At 69.6% G+C, this 16,042-nt stretch carries 17 protein-coding genes and 1 pseudogene; 12 read left to right on the forward strand and 6 right to left on the reverse strand.

Annotated elements, in window-relative coordinates; translation table 11 throughout:
- Positions 1–91: 91 nt before the first annotated feature.
- Positions 92–430, forward strand: coding sequence for a zinc ribbon domain-containing protein YjdM (locus PJ250_RS15010; RefSeq protein WP_271645371.1), 339 nt, complete (start codon positions 92–94; stop codon positions 428–430).
- 19 nt (positions 431–449) lie between these two features.
- On the opposite strand, the gene PJ250_RS15015 is transcribed toward PJ250_RS15010, so the two are convergent.
- A complete protein-coding gene (locus PJ250_RS15015) occupies positions 450–1,364 on the reverse strand; it encodes a LysR family transcriptional regulator (RefSeq protein WP_271645372.1) in 915 nt (304 codons plus the stop codon).
- A 113-nt stretch (positions 1,365–1,477) separates the two neighbouring features.
- Between PJ250_RS15015 and PJ250_RS15020 the strand changes: the two genes are divergently transcribed.
- The gene (locus tag PJ250_RS15020) at positions 1,478–2,239 is read left to right on the forward strand and encodes an SDR family NAD(P)-dependent oxidoreductase (RefSeq protein WP_271645373.1); all 762 of its coding nucleotides are present in this window, start codon (positions 1,478–1,480) and stop codon (positions 2,237–2,239) included.
- A gap of 110 nt (positions 2,240–2,349) precedes the next feature.
- Complete coding sequence (locus tag PJ250_RS15025; RefSeq protein ID WP_271645374.1) at positions 2,350–3,375, forward strand: LacI family DNA-binding transcriptional regulator; 1,026 nt, start codon at positions 2,350–2,352, stop codon at positions 3,373–3,375.
- A gap of 221 nt (positions 3,376–3,596) precedes the next feature.
- Here the strand turns inward: PJ250_RS15025 and PJ250_RS15030 are convergent, their stop codons facing one another.
- The 4 genes from PJ250_RS15030 to PJ250_RS15045 form a co-directional block, all read right to left on the reverse strand.
- Positions 3,597–3,779, reverse strand: a complete 183-nt coding sequence (locus PJ250_RS15030) for a hypothetical protein (RefSeq protein WP_271648729.1) — start codon at positions 3,777–3,779, stop codon at positions 3,597–3,599.
- Positions 3,780–3,795: 16 nt separating this feature from the next.
- Complete coding sequence (locus PJ250_RS15035; RefSeq protein WP_271645375.1) at positions 3,796–4,128, reverse strand: YkgJ family cysteine cluster protein; 333 nt, start codon at positions 4,126–4,128, stop codon at positions 3,796–3,798.
- Positions 4,125–4,787: a class I SAM-dependent methyltransferase gene (locus PJ250_RS15040; RefSeq protein WP_271645376.1), complete on the reverse strand. Its 663-nt coding sequence runs from the start codon at positions 4,785–4,787 to the stop codon at positions 4,125–4,127. The genes PJ250_RS15035 and PJ250_RS15040 overlap by 4 nt, the downstream gene beginning before the upstream one ends.
- Before the next feature lie 208 nt (positions 4,788–4,995).
- Positions 4,996–6,102, reverse strand: a complete 1,107-nt coding sequence (locus tag PJ250_RS15045) for an alkene reductase (protein WP_271645377.1) — start codon at positions 6,100–6,102, stop codon at positions 4,996–4,998.
- Positions 6,103–6,284: 182 nt separating this feature from the next.
- Here PJ250_RS15045 and PJ250_RS15050 point away from each other — a divergent pair, with 182 nt between their 5' ends.
- The 3 genes and pseudogenes from PJ250_RS15050 to PJ250_RS15060 all read left to right on the forward strand — a co-directional run bounded on the left by PJ250_RS15050 (position 6,285) and on the right by PJ250_RS15060 (position 7,449).
- Positions 6,285–6,626: a RidA family protein gene (locus PJ250_RS15050; RefSeq protein WP_271645378.1), complete on the forward strand. Its 342-nt coding sequence runs from the start codon at positions 6,285–6,287 to the stop codon at positions 6,624–6,626.
- Positions 6,627–6,699: 73 nt separating this feature from the next.
- Positions 6,700–6,864 (forward strand): annotated as a pseudogene (locus PJ250_RS20635) (DUF2256 domain-containing protein).
- Positions 6,865–6,891: 27 nt separating this feature from the next.
- Positions 6,892–7,449: a 2'-5' RNA ligase family protein gene (locus PJ250_RS15060; RefSeq protein ID WP_271645379.1), complete on the forward strand. Its 558-nt coding sequence runs from the start codon at positions 6,892–6,894 to the stop codon at positions 7,447–7,449.
- On the opposite strand, the gene PJ250_RS15065 is transcribed toward PJ250_RS15060, so the two are convergent.
- Positions 7,446–8,675: a TCR/Tet family MFS transporter gene (locus PJ250_RS15065; protein ID WP_271645380.1), complete on the reverse strand. Its 1,230-nt coding sequence runs from the start codon at positions 8,673–8,675 to the stop codon at positions 7,446–7,448. The two genes, PJ250_RS15060 and PJ250_RS15065, sit on opposite strands and share 4 nt — an antisense overlap.
- A gap of 270 nt (positions 8,676–8,945) precedes the next feature.
- On the opposite strand from PJ250_RS15065, the gene PJ250_RS15070 reads away from it, so the two are divergent.
- The 6 genes from PJ250_RS15070 (at position 8,946) to kdsB (ending at position 16,011) form a co-directional block, all read left to right on the forward strand.
- Positions 8,946–11,435, forward strand: a complete 2,490-nt coding sequence (locus PJ250_RS15070; RefSeq protein WP_271645381.1) for a DNA internalization-related competence protein ComEC/Rec2 — start codon at positions 8,946–8,948, stop codon at positions 11,433–11,435.
- Positions 11,335–11,928: a MotA/TolQ/ExbB proton channel family protein gene (locus PJ250_RS15075; RefSeq protein WP_333909484.1), complete on the forward strand. Its 594-nt coding sequence runs from the start codon at positions 11,335–11,337 to the stop codon at positions 11,926–11,928. The genes PJ250_RS15070 and PJ250_RS15075 overlap by 101 nt, the downstream gene beginning before the upstream one ends.
- 7 nt (positions 11,929–11,935) lie before the next feature.
- A complete protein-coding gene (locus PJ250_RS15080) occupies positions 11,936–12,358 on the forward strand; it encodes an ExbD/TolR family protein (RefSeq protein ID WP_271645382.1) in 423 nt (140 codons plus the stop codon).
- The gene (gene msbA, locus PJ250_RS15085) at positions 12,355–14,109 is read left to right on the forward strand and encodes a lipid A export permease/ATP-binding protein MsbA (RefSeq protein ID WP_271645383.1); all 1,755 of its coding nucleotides are present in this window, start codon (positions 12,355–12,357) and stop codon (positions 14,107–14,109) included. Before PJ250_RS15080 ends, msbA begins: the two co-directional genes overlap by 4 nt.
- Complete coding sequence (gene lpxK / locus PJ250_RS15090; protein ID WP_271645384.1) at positions 14,106–15,119, forward strand: tetraacyldisaccharide 4'-kinase; 1,014 nt, start codon at positions 14,106–14,108, stop codon at positions 15,117–15,119. The genes msbA and lpxK overlap by 4 nt, the downstream gene beginning before the upstream one ends.
- Positions 15,120–15,231: 112 nt before the next feature.
- Positions 15,232–16,011 carry a 3-deoxy-manno-octulosonate cytidylyltransferase gene (kdsB, locus tag PJ250_RS15095; RefSeq protein WP_271645385.1) on the forward strand — a complete coding sequence of 260 codons (780 nt, stop codon included), beginning with the start codon at positions 15,232–15,234 and terminating at the stop codon, positions 16,009–16,011.
- Positions 16,012–16,042: the final 31 nt, after the last annotated feature.

The raw sequence follows: 16,042 nt of genomic DNA on the forward strand, positions 1-16,042 counted from the left end.
CGTCCGCCGTCCGGAGCCATCGCCTGGCCTTGCCCGAATCGCGTTGTCGTCCGCGTACAATCGCGCGCCCTGCTTTGAAATGCTGCTTCTGATGCCGACCAACGCCTGCCCGCAATGCACGCTGGATAACACCTACCCCGATGGCGCGCTGTGGATCTGTGCCGATTGCGGATTCGAGTGGACGGCCGAGGCGTCCGAGTCAGCGGACACCGCACAGCTGGTGCGCGACGCCAACGGCAACGTGCTCAATGCCGGCGACACGGTCACGGTGATCAAGGATCTCAAGGTCAAGGGATCCTCGATCCCGCTCAAGCAGGGCACGGTGATCCGCAACATCCGCCTGGTCGAAGACGATGTCGAACACATCGAAGGCCATTCGGACAAGATCAAGGGCCTGGTGCTGAAGACCTGTTTCCTGCGCAAGGCATAGGACGCACCCCAGGCCGGTCTCAGCGCGGGACCGGCATCGGATCCAGGTGCGGGGTCGCCACGCCGGCCAGCCAGTCCATGAAGGCGGCGACCCGGCGCGGCAGGTGTCGCCGTTGCGGATACAGCAGGGTCAGTGGCATGGGCTCGGCGGGGGCGTCGGGCAGGATTTCCACCAGTTCCCCGGAGGCCAGCAGCTGGCGCACGCCCATGGCCGGCGGCTGGATGATGCCGAAGCCAGCCAGTGCCGCGGCCACATAGGCATCGCCGCTGTTGACGGTGATCGGGCCGGGCAAGGCGCGCGTGACATAGGCGCTACCATCGAAATACTCCAAGCCTGGCGAGCGCTGGCCCAGCGTGCCGACGTAGTGCACCAGCTGATGGCCCTCCAGCTCATCGGCCGTGTGCGGCGTGCCATGCCGGGCCAGGTAGGCTGGGCTGGCGCATGTGACGACGGGCATCATCCCCAGCGGACGCGCGACCAATGAACTGTCAGCCACCGTGCCCGCGCGCAGGACGCAGTCGAAGCCTTCGCGGACCACGTCGACCAGACGGTCGGTGCTGCTGATCTCCACTTCCAGCAGCGGATGTTCGGCGAGGAATTCGGGCAGGCGCGGCAGCACATAGCCGCACGCCACGCCGCCGGACATGTCCACCCGCAGCCGGCCTTTGAGCTGGCGCGCCTGGCGGAACATGCCGTGCAGTTCGTCCATGTCGTCGGCCAGGTCGCGACTGCGCTGGTAGAAGACCTCGCCGTCGGCGGTCAGTTGCACCCGGCGCGTGGTCCGGTGCAGCAACTGGGTGCCCAGGCTGGCCTCCAGCCGGGCCACCGCGGTGGACACGCTGGCCTTGGGCAGGCCAAGCGAATCGGCGGCACGGGTGAACCCGCCCAGCTCGGCTACGCGCTGGAAGATGCGCAAGGTGTCCAGCGAATCCATGGACTGTTCGCAAATAATGAACGGTGAAATCAGAATTGCGCGATTTGTGCGCAACTTCAAGCGCAATAGTCTCAGTGCACCGGGCAATCGCCCTTCGCGACGAGCTTCTGACGATGTTGAACGCACCCACCACCACCCTGATCACCGGCGGCAGCCGCGGCCTGGGCCGCAATGCCGCGCTCGCCCTGGCCGCTGCCGGTGGCGATGTCATCCTGACCTACCACCAGCGCAGCGACGCGGCCGACGAAGTGGTGGCCCAGCTCCAGGCACTGGGCCGCAACGCGGCCGCGCTGCGCCTGGATGTGGCCGACGCCAACTCCTTCCCGGCCTTTGCCGGGCAGGTGAAGGATGTCCTGGCCGGCTGGGGACGCGACCGTCTCGACGCCCTGGTCAACAATGCCGGCACCAGCCTGCATGCCTCGATCGCCGACACGACCCAGGCGCAGTTCGACGAGGTCGTCGCCGTGCACCTGAAGGCGCCGTTCTTCCTCACCCAGGCGCTGCTGCCGCTGATCGCCGACGGCGGCCGCATCCTCAACGTGTCCAGCGGGCTGGCGCGTTTCGCGCTGCCGGGCAGTTCGGCCTACGCGATGATGAAGGGCGGCATCGAGGTCTTCACCCGCTACCTGGCGCGCGAGCTGGGCGAGCGCGGCATCAGCGCCAACACCCTGGCCCCCGGCGCGATCGAGACCGATTTTTCCGGCGGCATGGTCCGCGACAACCCGCAGGTCAATGCCATGGTGGGGCAGAACACCGCGCTGGGCCGGGCCGGCAAGCCGGACGACATCGGGCCGGTGGTGCTGGCCCTGCTGTCGCCCAAGACGCACTGGGTCAACGGCCAGCGCGTGGAGGCGTCGGGCGGCATGTTTCTCTGAGCGACCTCCAAACCCGCAGGGCAGTCCCGGAGCGTTGCAGGTTCCGGGCTGCACGTTGCGTGCGCGACACGGCACACTAGCGCCCCTCCGTTCAGCGTGAGGCCGAGGCGATGTCGCGCAACAAGCCTAATTTCCAACAGATCGCCGAACTGGCCGGCGTCAGTCCCAGTACCGTGGACCGCGTGCTCAACGACCGTGGCGGCGTGTCCGAAGCGCGCCGCAAGAAGGTGCTCGAAGCCGCGCGCAAGCTGGGGACCGGGCGGGTGTTGCCCAGCGCGGTGCGCGGCTCGATGCATTTCGACATCATCCGCACCAAGGCCGAGAACGAGTTCTCGCGTCGTATGGAGCTGGCCTTGCAGCGCGTGGCCAGCATGCTGGGCAAGGACATCGTCCTGCACCGCAGTGTGTGGGCTTCCGAGGACCAGAGCGCGCTGGTGCGCTTCATCACCCGTCCGCGCCATCGCCGGCATGGGTTGATCATGGTGGCCGGCGATACCCCCGAGGTGCGTGGCGCGCTGGAAACGGCGGTGTCCAACGGCATGCCGGCGGTGTTGATGGTCAATAACCTGCCGGACCTGGCCCAGGCCGTCCCCTACGTGGGCGTGGACAATCGCGCGGCCGGCGCGACCGCGGCGTTGCTGATGGGGCGTTTCCTGCGCCGTCAGGGGCGGGTGTTGATGCTCACTGGATCAGCCAATTTCCAGCCCTACCGCGAGCGTTCCGAGGGTTTCATGCAGGTCATGGACCGGGACTTCCCCGGGTTGGAGCTGATCGGACCGATCGACATGCGCGACGACGACGCGCTGGCCGAGGCGACCGTGCGCGGCGCCCTGCGGGGCGAAACACCGCTGGTAGGCCTGTATGGCAATGGCCAGGGCACCTTGGGGGCCGATCGGGCCATGGGGCGCCTGCGTCCGGGCGAGCGGCCCATCTGGATCACCCATGAGTCCACGCCGCAGCACGATGCGCTGCTCAACGCCGGCCGCATCCACATCCTGATCGACCAGGACCCGGAGACGCAGGCCCTGCATGGCATGCAGCACCTGCTCCACGCCAACCATGACGGTCCGGCGCCAGCGGTGGCGCAGACCCGCTTCCACATCATCACCTCGGAAAACATGCCCGCGCTGGGCTGAGGCTTTCCCCTAGGCTTCCGTTAGCACGCCTAAGCCGTGGCGCGGATATTCGGCAAGCGCCGCCAGGGCAGTCCGGCCTCGCGTCCTATGCCGCGTTTGGCCCGGCGCTAAATGTGCATTGGTCTTGGCGTGGCCCAGGCGCGCATCCACGTGGGCGAGTGGCAAAAAAGACAAAGGCCGCGAAAGCGGCCCTTGTTGTCATGGGGTCGAAACGACGGCGGTCAGTTGGTGCCTTCCTGTCCGTCGACCTTCTTCAACACGCGGGTGTTGCCGAGCACTTCCACCCGGCCACCGGCCTTGCGGAACGCTTCCAGGTCGGCCTGCAGCCGCTCGTGGGTGAGCGCGCCGCCCTTTTCGCCGGACTTGTTCTTGGCCATGGTCATCTTCGAGCTGGTACGGGCCATTTTTGGATCTCCTGATTCAGTACATCGTCAAAGGGATGCCGCGACGCAGCTGGTCATGGTGGACCTGCCGCACATCGCGACAATAGGGGGCGCCCATCACGAAGCGGCGGCAGACATCGGGCCGCGACGCATAGATGGAGCACCCCATCTCGGGGTCGACCGCCACGCACCAGCCCTCTTCGTCGCGGGCCATGACGTGCAGTCCGTCGTGGGTGTAGTCGGTCAGGTGGGAGGGCACCCGGTCGTCCGGGTCCAGGACCACGGTCAGCCGGCAACAGATCGCATCACAGCCCCCGCACTGCACGCTGGGGTCCACGTCGCTGCCGCCCTGCGTCTTACTGCAGCTCATGCGGTGCCCACCAGGCCACGCGCGTAGACCAGCAGCTGTGCCAGTCGGGCGCCACCCTTGCCCGAGGGCAGGCGCGGCGTGGCCAGCTGGAAGCCGTGACTGGCCAGTTCGCGGGTGAAGACCCCGGCATGGCCACGACCGGGGTCGCTGATGATGATCTCGCAGGCCGGCCGCGCCAGGGTGGGCAGCAGCGCGGCCAGGGCCAGCGCGGGCCCGCGCTCGTAGAGCACATCGCCGCCGATGATCAGGTCGAAGCGTCCCATGCTCTGGCTGCCGGTCAGCCAGTCCAGGCGCCGGTAGGCGACCGCGTCCAGGCCGTTGAGGGCGGCGTTGTAGGCCAGGAACACTTCGGCCAGCGGGTGGTGATCGCTGGCGACCACGTCGGCGCCACGTGCGCGCAGCACCAGGCTGGCAAGGCCAAGGCCGCAACCCAGTTCCAGTACGCGCTTGCCGGCGACAGCGTAGCTGGCCATCGCCTGGGCCAGCAGTTCGCCCGCCGGCCAGACGTGGCCGAACAGGCTCCACTGCGCCGAAGAGATCCCGGCGGTCTCGGCCAGCGCATCGGGATCTGCGAATTGCTGCAGATCGCTCAAGGCGCGGATACGGAGATGCTGGTCGCCGAAGTCATAGTGGGAAATGAGGGTCTGATAGCCCGACACGGGCGCTCCCGAGGGTCGCCGCTGGCGTGCACGCCAACGAACCGGAGGAAAGAGAGCGAGAGACGGGCGCCGAAGGTGGCCGGACGAAACGCGCGCGAAGCAGCGTGGAACCTGCGCGAGTGTAGCACGTCGTGTTCCACGCCGGCTTCACCGCGCCTGAATCGGGCCATGGCCAGGCATGGCCCGATTCGCCGGTGACCACAGGGGCTCAGGCGTTGGCCGTTTCGGGCAAAGCGGGGTAGTCGATGTAGCCCTCGGCACCACCGCCATACAGGGTCTGCTGGTTGAAATCGGCCAGTGGCGCGTCGCGGCGCAGGCGCTCAACCAGGTCCGGGTTGGCGATGAACGGGCGTCCGAACGCCACCGCATCGGCCTTGCCGGCTTCCAGCGCGGCCACGGCCATGGCTTTGTCGTAGCCGTTGTTGACGATCCACGGGCCACTGAATTTCGCCTTCAGCGCGGCGTAGTCGAAGGCGATGTTGTCGCGCGGGCCGCCGGTGGCCCCTTCGATCACGTGCACGAACGCCAGCCCCCCGATGGCCTCCAGGCGCTCGACCGCGCGCTCGAACAGGGGCTGCGGGTTGGAATCGTGCGCGTCGTTGACCGGGGTCACGGGCGAGAGCCGCACGCCCGTGCGTCCCGCACCGATCTCGCCAGCCACCGCCTGCACGACCTCGGCCAGCAGGCGCGTACGGGCCTCGATGTTGCCGCCGTATTCGTCGGTGCGCTGGTTGCTGCCATCGCGCATGAACTGGTCGATCAGGTAGCCGTTGGCGGCATGCACCTCTACGCCGTCGAAGCCGGCCCCGATCGCGTTGCGTGCGGCGATGCGATAGTCGGCAATCAGGCCGGGAATCTCGTCCAGGCGCAGCGCCCGCGGTTCGGACACATCCTCCATGCCGTTGGCGGTGAAGGTCTGGGCCTTGGCACGCAGGGCGCTGGGCGCCACCGGCACCTGGCCCTCGGGCAGCAGGCTGACGTGGGAGATGCGCCCCACGTGCCAGAGCTGCAGCACGATCTTGCCGCCCGCGGCGTGGACCGCCTCGGTGATGGCCTTCCAGCCGGTGACCTGGGCCTCGCTATAGATGCCGGGCGTGTCCAGGTAGCCCTGGCCCAGCGGATTGATCTGGGTGGCCTCGGCGATGATCAGCCCGGCGCTGGCGCGCTGACGGTAGTAGTCGATGGCCAGCGGGGTGGGCACGCGCCCTTCGATGGCGCGGTCGCGGGTCAGCGGGGCCATCACCACGCGGTTGCCCAGGTCGATGTCGCCCAGTCGGGTGGGAGAGAACAGGATGTTGTCGTCGGTCTGGTTCACGGGTGTGCTCGCGTCAAAAGATGTTGCGATGGTGCCCCGGCGAGTGTTGCCATTCAGTGCATCGGCCCGTGCGCGGCTGGAACGCAGCATCCAGCCGCCGGTCTTTAGCGCGCGGGTGCTTGGCAGCGGGCCGGCGCGCCGGTAGCGTGGCGCCCCCCCCCCTCCCTCAGCAGAGTCGCCCCATGATCCAGCGTTTCGATACCGGCCCACGCATGTCCGAGATGACCGTCCACAACGGCGTGGCCTATCTGGCCGGGCAGATCGCCGAGGCCGGTGGCGACATCGGCGCGCAGACCCGCGAGGTGCTGGGACACATCGACGCACTGCTGGCCCAGGCCGGCACGGACAAGTCCAAGGTGCTGCGCGCCGAGATCTTCATGGCCGATCTGACCGAGTTCGCCGGCATGAATGCCGAGTGGGAAGCCTGGGTCGTGCCGGGCCACACCCCGGCCCGCGCCACCGTGCAGGCCCAACTGGCCGATCCCAGCTGGAAGGTCGAGATCCTCATCACCGCGGCGGTCTGAGGCCAATGCGATGCCCCGCCTGACGCCCTCGCGCCGCCCGCGGACCCCGCCGTCCGCCGAGGGCGTCTAGGCCGTGCCGCGCGGCGTCGCCAAGGCCGATCTGCCGCGCAAGCGTTGCCCGGTATGCGGGCGGGACTTCACCTAGCGCAAGACGTGGGCCCGCGACTGGGAGCAGGTGGTGTACTGCTCCGATGCCTGTCGCCGGGGGACGCCGCGCCAGACTGGCGTCAAGCACTGACCCTCAACAACCCGGGATATCGACACCATGCAGGACGATCTGTTCGCCAGGCCTGCCGCGCCTCCCCCCAGCCTGTTCTTCGCGTTGCTCCCGTCCGAGGGCGACCAGGCGGTGCTGGATGAGGCCCTGCGTCTGCACGCCGACCGCTTCGGCCCGTCGCGGCCGATCGCGGCGGCCAAGCGGCATGTGACCCTGCTGTACCTGGGCCAGCCGCTGGACGAACAGATCCCCTCGCTGGTGCAGGGCGCGCAGCGTGCGCTGGAAACCCTGGTGTGCGACCCCTTCGTCCTGACGTTGGACCAGGTGGGGGTCTTTGGCCGCAACGCGCTGGTGCTGGCAGCCTCGCAGACCCCGCCGGCGCTCGCGCAGCTGGATGCCCGCCTGCGCGAGGCCGCCCTGCGCCAGCGCCTGCAACGAGTCAAGGCGCCGGTGCTGCACCCACATCTGACCCTGGCCCACAACGACGGGCGCCGCGCGCCGGTGGAGGCGTGTGCGCCGGTGCGTCTGGCCTTCGATGCGTTCGTGTTACTGCGTGGCGGCGTGCCCGACGCCTACCAGGAACTGGGGCGTTGGTCGCTGGGTTAGGCCTGACGGCGCGCGCTGCGATCGGCCATCAGCGCCAACAGCGCGGCCGCGCCCAGCACCCCGGCGGCGATCAGCAGCGCGGTGCCGATGAAGGGAATCCGCGCCTGCGGCCCGACCGAAGCCGAATACACCGCACCGAAGAACACCGGTGAGATCACGCCGGCAATGCTGGCCACGCTGTTGTTGGCGCCCTGCAGCTGGCCCTGCTCGGACTCGGACACGCGCTGGGTCATCAGCGATTGCAGCGTCGGCATGGCCAGTCCCCATAGGGCGTTGGGAAAGATCGCCGCCACGAACAGCCACCCGGTCGGGGCCAGGCCCATCAGGACCATGCCCACCACGCCGAAGCCCAGCCCGACCACCAGCGTGCGGCGGTCGCCGTAGCGCTGCACCATGGGCGCGGTCAGCGTGCCTTGGACCACCATGTCCAGCGCGCCCACCAACGCCAGCAGCAGGCCCACCTGCCACGGGCCCCAGCCGTAGCGGGCCGCCGCGTACAGCACGAACACCGCCGAGAACACGTGGTGGGCGAAGTACAGCAGGAAGTTCACCGTCGCCAGCCCGGACAGTTCCCGGTGCGAGCGCAACAGGCGTAGCGCGCCCAGCGGATTGGCGCGCGACCAGGCAAAGGCCATGCGCCGCTCGGCCGGCAGGGATTCGGGCAGTACGAACAGTCCATAGCAGAACGCCAGCGCGCTCATCGCCGCCGCCGCCCAGAACGGCGCGCGCGGCGACCACTCGCCCAGCACCCCACCCAGCAGCGGCCCGGCGACAAAGCCGGCGCTGAAGGCCGCACCGATCAGGCCGTAGCCACGCGCCCGGTTTTCGGGCGCGGTGATGTCGGCCATGTACGCGTAGACCGTGGTGAAGCTGGCGGTGGTGATGCCAGAGATGATCCGGCCGGCGGCCAGCCACCACAGGTTGGGCGCCACGGCCATCAGCAGGTAGTCCACGGCCAGGCCGGCGGTGGACATCAGGATCACCGGGCGGCGCCCGTAGCGGTCCGACAAGGACCCCACCACCGGCGAGACCAGGAACTGCATCAGCGCCCACAGCGCGACGAACACGCCGTTGATCAGCCCGGCCCGCGCGCTGGAACCGCTGAACTGTTCGATCAGGTGCGGCAGCACCGGGATGATGATGCCCATGGCCACGATGTCGAGCATCGCGGTGACCAGGATGAAGGCGACGGCGGCCTTGCCGGCACGGAACACGGGGAGGGGCATGGCGCTGGGGATCTCGACGTGGCGACGATCAGGGCGCCGCGCGGGCGCCGATGGTAACGCGCGGCCGCCGACAGGCCGCGGTCCGCGCGGGATTCGGATTTCCCCCACCTCCCAGGTCGCCTCCGGCCGATGGCACCAGGGCAGCGCCCCCGTGATTCTAGTGGCGTCATGGAAGACGGAGCTGCGCGTATGGGCGTGACGCTGGAGGCTGATCGCGGGATTGGGCATGAGCGCCCACGAGCGTGGGGTGGACGGGTCGCGCCGTTGGGCGTGGCAGTGGCCGTTTGCCTGTTGGGCGGCGCCGGCGGCGGCCTGCTGCTGCCCGGCTTGCCCCGCGCGATCTGGCTCTGGTGGGCCGTGGGGTTGGGGGCTGCCGGCTGGTGGCGTGGACGCGGCCTGGTGCGCTGCCTTGCGGTGGCCCTGCTCGGATTCGGTCTGGCGGGATTGCAGGCCGGCCATGCGTGGCAGGGACGCCTGGCGCAGGCGCAGGAGGGCCACGATCTGATCCTCAGCGGGCGCGTGGTGGGGCTGCCCACGGTCGAGGCCAGACGGACCCGCTTCGAATTCCTGGCCGATGCCTGTCCCGGCACACCACATCCGGGCTGTGGAAGACGGGTGATGCTCTCCTGGTACGACGACTTCGGCGCCACCGCTCCCGGGCCGCGCACCGGCCTGCATGCCGGTGCGCGCTGGCGATTGGTCGCGCGTCTGCGCGCGCCGCGCGGGCTGTCAAACCCGGGCGGCTTCGACAACGAGCGCACGGCCCTGGCCAATCGTGTCGCGGCCACTGGCTACCTGCGTGAGGTCGCGCTGGCCCGGCGGCTGGCGCCCGCCACGGGCCTGGATGCATGGCGCGAGCGGATGTCCGCACGCATCGATGCCCAGGCGCCCCCCTCGGCGCGGCGCTTCATCCGCGCCCTGGCGCTGGGCGACACCGGCGGGCTGGACGATGCCGACTGGAGCACGCTGCGCGCGGCGGGATTGACCCACCTGATCGCCATCTCCGGCTTCCATGTCGGGCTGGTGGCCGGATTCGGCGCGCTGCTGGCGCTGGGATGCTGGCGCCTGTGGCCGGGACTGGGGCGCGTGCTGCCACGTCCGATCGCCCAGGCCGTGGCCGCGTTGCTGTGCGCCGTCCTCTACGCCGCCCTGTCCGGCTTTTCGCTGCCGACCACGCGCACCGTGCTGATGATTGCGGTCGCGGCGGCCTCGCGCTGCGGGCGGCGACCAGCCAGTGGCGCGCAGTCCCTGGCCCTGGCCGCCATTGCCGTGCTGCTGGTCGATCCGCTCTCGGTGCTGGCGGCCGGCTTCTGGCTGAGCTTTGCGGGGGTGGCCTGGCTGCTGTGGTGCCTGCCGCGCGACGACGCGCCGCTGCTGCGGCAGTTCCTCTCGGCCCAGGGCGTGGCCACGCTTGGCCTGCTGCCGCTGAGCGTGGCGCTGTTCGGCCAGGCCTCGCTGGCCGGGCCGCTGGCTAATCTGGTCGCCATCCCGTGGTGGAGCCTGGTGGTGGTGCCACTGTCGCTCATCGGGACCGCGCTGGAAGCGGTGCATGCCGGCGCCGGGCAGTGGGCATGGTGGCTGGCCGGGCAGGCATTCGCACCGAGCTGGACCCAGTTCGCGTGGATGGCGCACAGTCGCTTCGCATTGTGGTGGCTGCCAGAGGCGCCGTGGTTCGCGCTGCCACTGGCCCTGCTGGGCGCCTTCTGGATGCTGCTGCCGCGCGGCGTGCCCGGCAAGGCGTTGGCGGGGCTGCTGTGGTTGCCGTTGTTGTGGCCGGACACGGGTCGGCCGGCGACGGGCGAGGCGACGCTCACGGTGCTCGATGTGGGGCAGGGCCTGTCGGTGCTGGTCCGCACACGCAGCCACGCGTTGCTGTTCGATACCGGGCCGGCGGTGGAGGACGGGTTCGACGCTGGCGAGCGCGTGGTGATCCCGGCCTTGCACGCCAAGGGCATCGCGCGCCTGGACCGGGTGGTGGTCAGCCATGGCGATGCCGACCACGCGGGCGGCCTGGCTGCCGTGCTGCGGGACATGCCGGTGCTGGACGTGTTGGCGCCGGCCGGCGCGCCGGTGCCGCTGCGCACCCGCTGTCGCGCGGGGCGGGCCTGGCATTGGGATGGCGTCGAATTCCGCTTCCTGCATCCCACGCGCGGCTTCCCCTATCTGGGCAACGAGGCCAGCTGCGTGCTGCGCATCCAGACCGCCTACGGCAGCGCGTTGTTGACTGGCGACATCGGTCAGGTGATCGAGCGCCGCCTGGTCCGGACCCGGCCGGCCGCGCTGAAGGCGGACGTGGTCGTAGTGGCGCATCACGGCAGCGGTGAGTCGTCCGATCCGGCCTTCGTGCGCGCCTCCGGGGCGCGGTTGGCGCTAGTCTCGGCCGGTTACGACAACCGCTTCGGCCATCCGCAGGCCGCGGTGGTCAGGCGTTGGCGCGATGCAGGCGCCGAGGTCCTGGACACGGCAAACGGCGGTGCGCTGACCGTGTGGCTGGGGCGGCAGGGGCTGGCCGTGCGCGAGCGCCGGCGCTGGAAACGGCGTCTGTGGGACCCGACAGGAGCGGCGCGGTCGCTACGCTATCCTATCTGCTTGCTCTCACACGGCCCCCCGAGCCGAAGGATTGACTGTGCTGGAACTGGTGAAGGCGGGCGGCTGGCCCATGATCCCGCTCTTGCTGCTGGCGGTGCTGGCCCTGGCCATCGTGGTGGAGCGGTTCTGGAGCCTGCGTCGCAAGGAAATCCTGCCGCCGGGTCTGGGTGAGGAAGTCCGCCGCTGGGCGCTGTCGGGCAATCTGGAGGCCTCGCACATCGAGTCGCTGCGCCAGACCTCGCCCCTGGGCGCGCTGCTGGCCGCCGCGCTGGACGTGCGCCATCGCCCGCGTGAGGTCATCCGCGAGCGGGTGGAGGACACCGGGCGCCACCTGGTCCATCGCATGGAGAAGTTCCTCAACACCCTGGGCACGATTGCCGCGGCCGGGCCGCTGCTGGGTCTGCTGGGCACGGTCATCGGCATGATTCAGATGTTCCTGGGCATCCTGGACCACGGCCTGGGCGATGTGAACCAGCTCGCAGGCGGCATCGGCAAGGCCCTGGTCTGCACCGCCACCGGCATGCTGGTGGCCATCCCGGCGTTGATCTTCCACCGTTATTTCCGCGGCCGGGTCACCGGTTACGTGATCGAGATGGAACAGCAGGCCATGGCCCTGTCCGACGCGCTGGAAACCCGCAACGCCAGCCCGCACGGACAGGACTGACCCCCGCATGCGTATCCGTGACGACCGCGCCCACGACGAGCCGGAGATCAACCTGGTCCCGCTGATCGACGTGATCCTGGTGCTGATCATCTTCTTCGTGATCACCACCACCTTCGACGCGCGCTCCACCCTGCAGCTGCAGTTGCCGTCGGCCTCGCAACAGCCGGTGGACACGCCGGCCAAGGCGCTGAGCATCCTGATCAACGCCGACGGGCGCTATTTCGTGGGGGACGAGGAAGTGCTGCGGACCGATGTCGATGCGCTCAAGCAGGCCATCGGCCAGTCCGCCGGCACCGACCACAGCCGGCCGGTGCTGCTGCGCGCCGATGCCCGCACCCCGCACCAGGCGGTGGTGACCGCGCTGGACGCGCTGGCGCAGCTGGATTTCAAGCGCATTTCCATCGCCACCGCGCCGGAGCCAGGCAAGTGAGTCGGAGCAACCAGGGCAATGCGTGGCAGACCTATCGGCGGCTGCTGACGTTCGCTGGCCCCTACAGTGCGCTGCTGGTGATCGCCTTCATCGCGGCGCTGGTCGAGGCCGCGGGCACCGGTGCGTTCGCCAAGCTGATGGAACCGATCACCAACCGGACCTTCGTGGCCCGCGACATGCGGTCTGCGTTGTTCATGCCGGCGGCCATCCTGGGGCTGTTCCTGGTGCGTGGCATCGCCGGCTACATCACCGACATGTCGATGGGGCGCGCCGCGCGCAGCATCGCGCGTGACCTGCGGGTCAAGGTGCTGGGCAAGTACCTGCGCCTGCCGGGCGCGCGCTTCGATTCAGAGCCGGTGCCGTCGATGCTGGTGCGCCTGGGGTCGGATTCGGACCAGGTCGCGCAGGCTGCCGTGGACGCGCTCAAGACAATGATCCAGCAGGCGCTGCAGGCCATCGCCCTGCTGATCACCATGCTGTGGACCAGTTGGCAGGTGACCATTTCCATCCTGCTGCTGGCACCGCCGCTGGCCTTCGTGATGAACAAGGTGGCCAAGCGCTACCGTCGGGTGAGCCATCGGATCCAGGAAAGCGGTGCGCAACTGTTGCAGTCGGCCGACCAGACGCTTTCCAACCAGCAGGAGGTCAAGGTCTACGGTGCCCGCGACTCGGAGCTCAAGCGCTATCACGCACTGGCCGACAACAACCTGCGCCTGGCCATGAAGGTGGAATCCACGCGCGGGCTGTCCACGGCGACCGTGCAGATGATGGGCGCGGTGGGCCTGGCTGGCCTGCTGCTGATCGCCAGCTACGAATCCACCGCCGGCCGGCTCAGCGCCGGCGCGTTCTTCACCCTGCTGCTGTCCATGGCCGGCATCATCCCCGCGCTCAAACAGCTGACCAACGTGCAGAACGTCCTGCAGCGCGGCGTGGCCTCGGCCGAGCGCCTGTTCTCGGTGCTCGATGCGCCGGATGAGCTCGATACCGGAACCCGTGCGCTGACGCGCGCGCAGGGCACCATCGAATTCCGCGACGTCACCGCGCGCTATCCCGGGCAGGGGCGACCGGCGCTGGAGCACGTCAGCTTCACCGCACGCCGCGGCACGGTCACCGCAATCGTGGGGCGCTCGGGAAGCGGAAAATCCAGCCTGATCAAGCTGATCCCGCGCTTCTACGATGCCGAGTCCGGCCAGATCCTGGTGGACGGTGCACCGGTGGAGGAATACCGGCTGACCGACCTGCGCCGGCAGATCGCGATGGTGGGGCAGCAGGTGATGCTGTTCGACGGCTCGGTGGCCGACAACGTGGCGTATGGCGAAATGAGTGCGTGCGCGCCGCAGGCGCTGGACAAGGCCCTGCGCGACGCGCATGCGATGGAGTTCGTCGAACAACTGGCCGATGGCAAGGACACCTCCATCGGGGTCAAGGGCGGCAAGCTCTCCGGCGGCCAGCGCCAGCGCCTGGCGATTGCCCGCGCGATGCTCAAGGATGCGCCGATCCTGATCCTGGACGAGGCCACCGCGGCGCTGGACAACGAGTCCGAGCGCCTGGTGCAGGACGCGCTGACCCAGCTGATGCCCGACCGCACCACGCTGGTCATCGCCCACCGCCTGTCCACCATTGAGCACGCCGATCAGGTGCTGGTGCTGGACCAGGGCCGCCTGGTCGAGCAGGGCACCCATGCCGAGCTGCTGGCGCAGGGCGGTTTGTACGCGCAGTTGCACGGCGCCCAGTTCCGCGACGCGGAATGAGCAAGGCGTCCAAGACACCGCGGCACTGGTTCGACGGGGCGCCGGTGCCGCCGCTGGCCGGCGCGCTGGAGCCGGTCTATGCCGGTGCCCTGAAGCTGCGTGGCGCGCTGTTCCGACTGGGCCTGCTGCGCCGTCGGCGTGCCCCGGTCCCGGTGATCGTGGTCGGCAACGTGACCGTGGGCGGCACCGGCAAGACGCCGCTGACCATTGCCCTGGTCGAGCGCCTGCGCCGCGCTGGCTGGACGCCCGGCGTGGCCAGTCGCGGCTACGGGCGTCGCGATGAGCGCACGCCGCGCTGGGTCGAACTGGAGACGACGCCGGAGGATGGCGGGGACGAGCCAGTGCTTGTCGCCCGGCGCACGGGGGTGCGGGTGCGCGTGGACCGCGACCGCGTGGCCGCCGCGCGCGCGTTGGCCGCGGCGGGCTGCGACATCGTGGTCTGCGACGACGGGCTGCAGCACACCCGCCTGCGCCGCGATCTGGAGATTGAGGTGATCGATGGTCGCCGCCGCTATGGCAACGGCCGCCTGCTGCCGGCCGGGCCGCTGCGCGAACCGGCCGAGCGCGCCGGGCGCTGCGACTTCCGGGTGGTCAACGGCGGTAGCGCGGGCTTTGGCGAGTGGGGCATGACCCTGCGCTCGGAGCGCGCCCTGCCGATGGTTGGCGGCAAGCCGGTGCAACTCAGCGCCTTCGGCGGTCATCGCGTTCATGCGATTGCGGGCATCGGCAACCCCGGGCGGTTCTTCGACATGCTGCGCGGCTACGGGATCGGCGTGGTGCCGCACGCCTTCGACGACCATCACGCCTACACCGCCGAAGACCTGCAGTTCGGTAGCGAATTGCCGTTGCTGATGACCGAGAAGGATGCGGTCAAGTGCGCGGGGATCGCCGGTGACTGGGCCTACAGTGTGCCGGTGGATGCCGAACTGCCCGAGGCGTTCTGGGTGGCCCTGGATGCAAAGCTGGCACCGCTGCGCAAGCCCGGCAGGCCCGGGGCAGCGACGCCCTGATTGCCGCGACGGCCCGCGGCGCGGTCGCGGGCGGACCGTACACTGCAGCGCTCTGTCGCCTCCGCCAGGCCTTGGCGAAGCCTTACTCCAAAACCGACTCCGGAGCCCATGCATGACTGAACCGAACGAAGCCTTCGTCGTCGCCATTCCTGCCCGGCACGACGCGTCGCGCCTGCCGGGCAAACCGCTGCGCCTGCTGGGCGGGCGTCCATTGGTGCTGCATGTGGCCGAGCGCGCGCTCCAGGCCGGGGCGCGCGAGGTCTGGGTGGCCACCGATGACGAACGCGTGGCGCGCGCGCTCGACGGCAGTGGCGTGCAGGTGGCGATGACCGCTGCCGACCACGCCTCGGGCAGCGATCGCCTGGCCGAATGCTCGCGCATCGCGGGCTGGTCCGACGAGACCCTGGTGGTCAACCTGCAGGGCGATGAGCCGTTCGCGCCGGTGGCCGGGATCCGCGCCGTGGCGTCCGCGCTGTCGGCCAGCGGCCATCCCATGGCCACGCTGGCCACGCCGATCACCGAGGCGGAGCAGGTCTTCGACCCCAATGCGGTCAAGGTGGTCGTGGCCGCCAACGGCGATGCGCTGTATTTCAGTCGTGCGCCGTTGCCCTGGCACCGCGATGGGTTCGCCCACAGCCGCGATGTGCTGCCGGCCTCGGACGCGCCGTTCCTGCGCCATATCGGCATCTATGCCTACCGCGCCGGGTTCCTGCGTCGCTTCACCACGCTGCCGCCTGGCCGGCTGGAGCACACCGAGTCGCTGGAACAACTGCGCGCGCTGGAGGCGGGATTCCGGATTTCTGTGGCGCTGACCCCGGCCGCATTCCCGCCTGGCGTGGATACCCCCGAGGACCTGGAGCGCGCCGAGCGCCACCTCGCAGGGACGGCATGACACAGGGAAAGCACGTCCTGCGATGTGATCC

This window comes from Pseudoxanthomonas sp. JBR18 (assembly GCF_028198165.1).
GTDB lineage: Bacteria > Pseudomonadota > Gammaproteobacteria > Xanthomonadales > Xanthomonadaceae > Pseudoxanthomonas_A.

Excerpts from the sequence above, each read along its gene's own strand:
- PJ250_RS15010 (WP_271645371.1), top strand. The coding sequence starts at position 92 with ATGCCGACCAACGCCTGCCCGCAATGCACGCTGGATAACACCTACCCC.
- PJ250_RS15015 (WP_271645372.1), bottom strand. The coding sequence starts at position 1,364 with ATGGATTCGCTGGACACCTTGCGCATCTTCCAGCGCGTAGCCGAGCTG.
- PJ250_RS15020 (WP_271645373.1), top strand. The coding sequence starts at position 1,478 with ATGTTGAACGCACCCACCACCACCCTGATCACCGGCGGCAGCCGCGGC.
- PJ250_RS15025 (WP_271645374.1), top strand. The coding sequence starts at position 2,350 with ATGTCGCGCAACAAGCCTAATTTCCAACAGATCGCCGAACTGGCCGGC.
- PJ250_RS15030 (WP_271648729.1), bottom strand. The coding sequence starts at position 3,779 with ATGGCCCGTACCAGCTCGAAGATGACCATGGCCAAGAACAAGTCCGGC.
- PJ250_RS15035 (WP_271645375.1), bottom strand. The coding sequence starts at position 4,128 with ATGAGCTGCAGTAAGACGCAGGGCGGCAGCGACGTGGACCCCAGCGTG.
- PJ250_RS15050 (WP_271645378.1), top strand. The coding sequence starts at position 6,285 with ATGATCCAGCGTTTCGATACCGGCCCACGCATGTCCGAGATGACCGTC.
- PJ250_RS15060 (WP_271645379.1), top strand. The coding sequence starts at position 6,892 with ATGCAGGACGATCTGTTCGCCAGGCCTGCCGCGCCTCCCCCCAGCCTG.
- PJ250_RS15065 (WP_271645380.1), bottom strand. The coding sequence starts at position 8,675 with ATGCCCCTCCCCGTGTTCCGTGCCGGCAAGGCCGCCGTCGCCTTCATC.
- PJ250_RS15075 (WP_333909484.1), top strand. The coding sequence starts at position 11,335 with ATGATCCCGCTCTTGCTGCTGGCGGTGCTGGCCCTGGCCATCGTGGTG.
- PJ250_RS15080 (WP_271645382.1), top strand. The coding sequence starts at position 11,936 with ATGCGTATCCGTGACGACCGCGCCCACGACGAGCCGGAGATCAACCTG.
- lpxK (WP_271645384.1), top strand. The coding sequence starts at position 14,106 with ATGAGCAAGGCGTCCAAGACACCGCGGCACTGGTTCGACGGGGCGCCG.
- kdsB (WP_271645385.1), top strand. The coding sequence starts at position 15,232 with ATGACTGAACCGAACGAAGCCTTCGTCGTCGCCATTCCTGCCCGGCAC.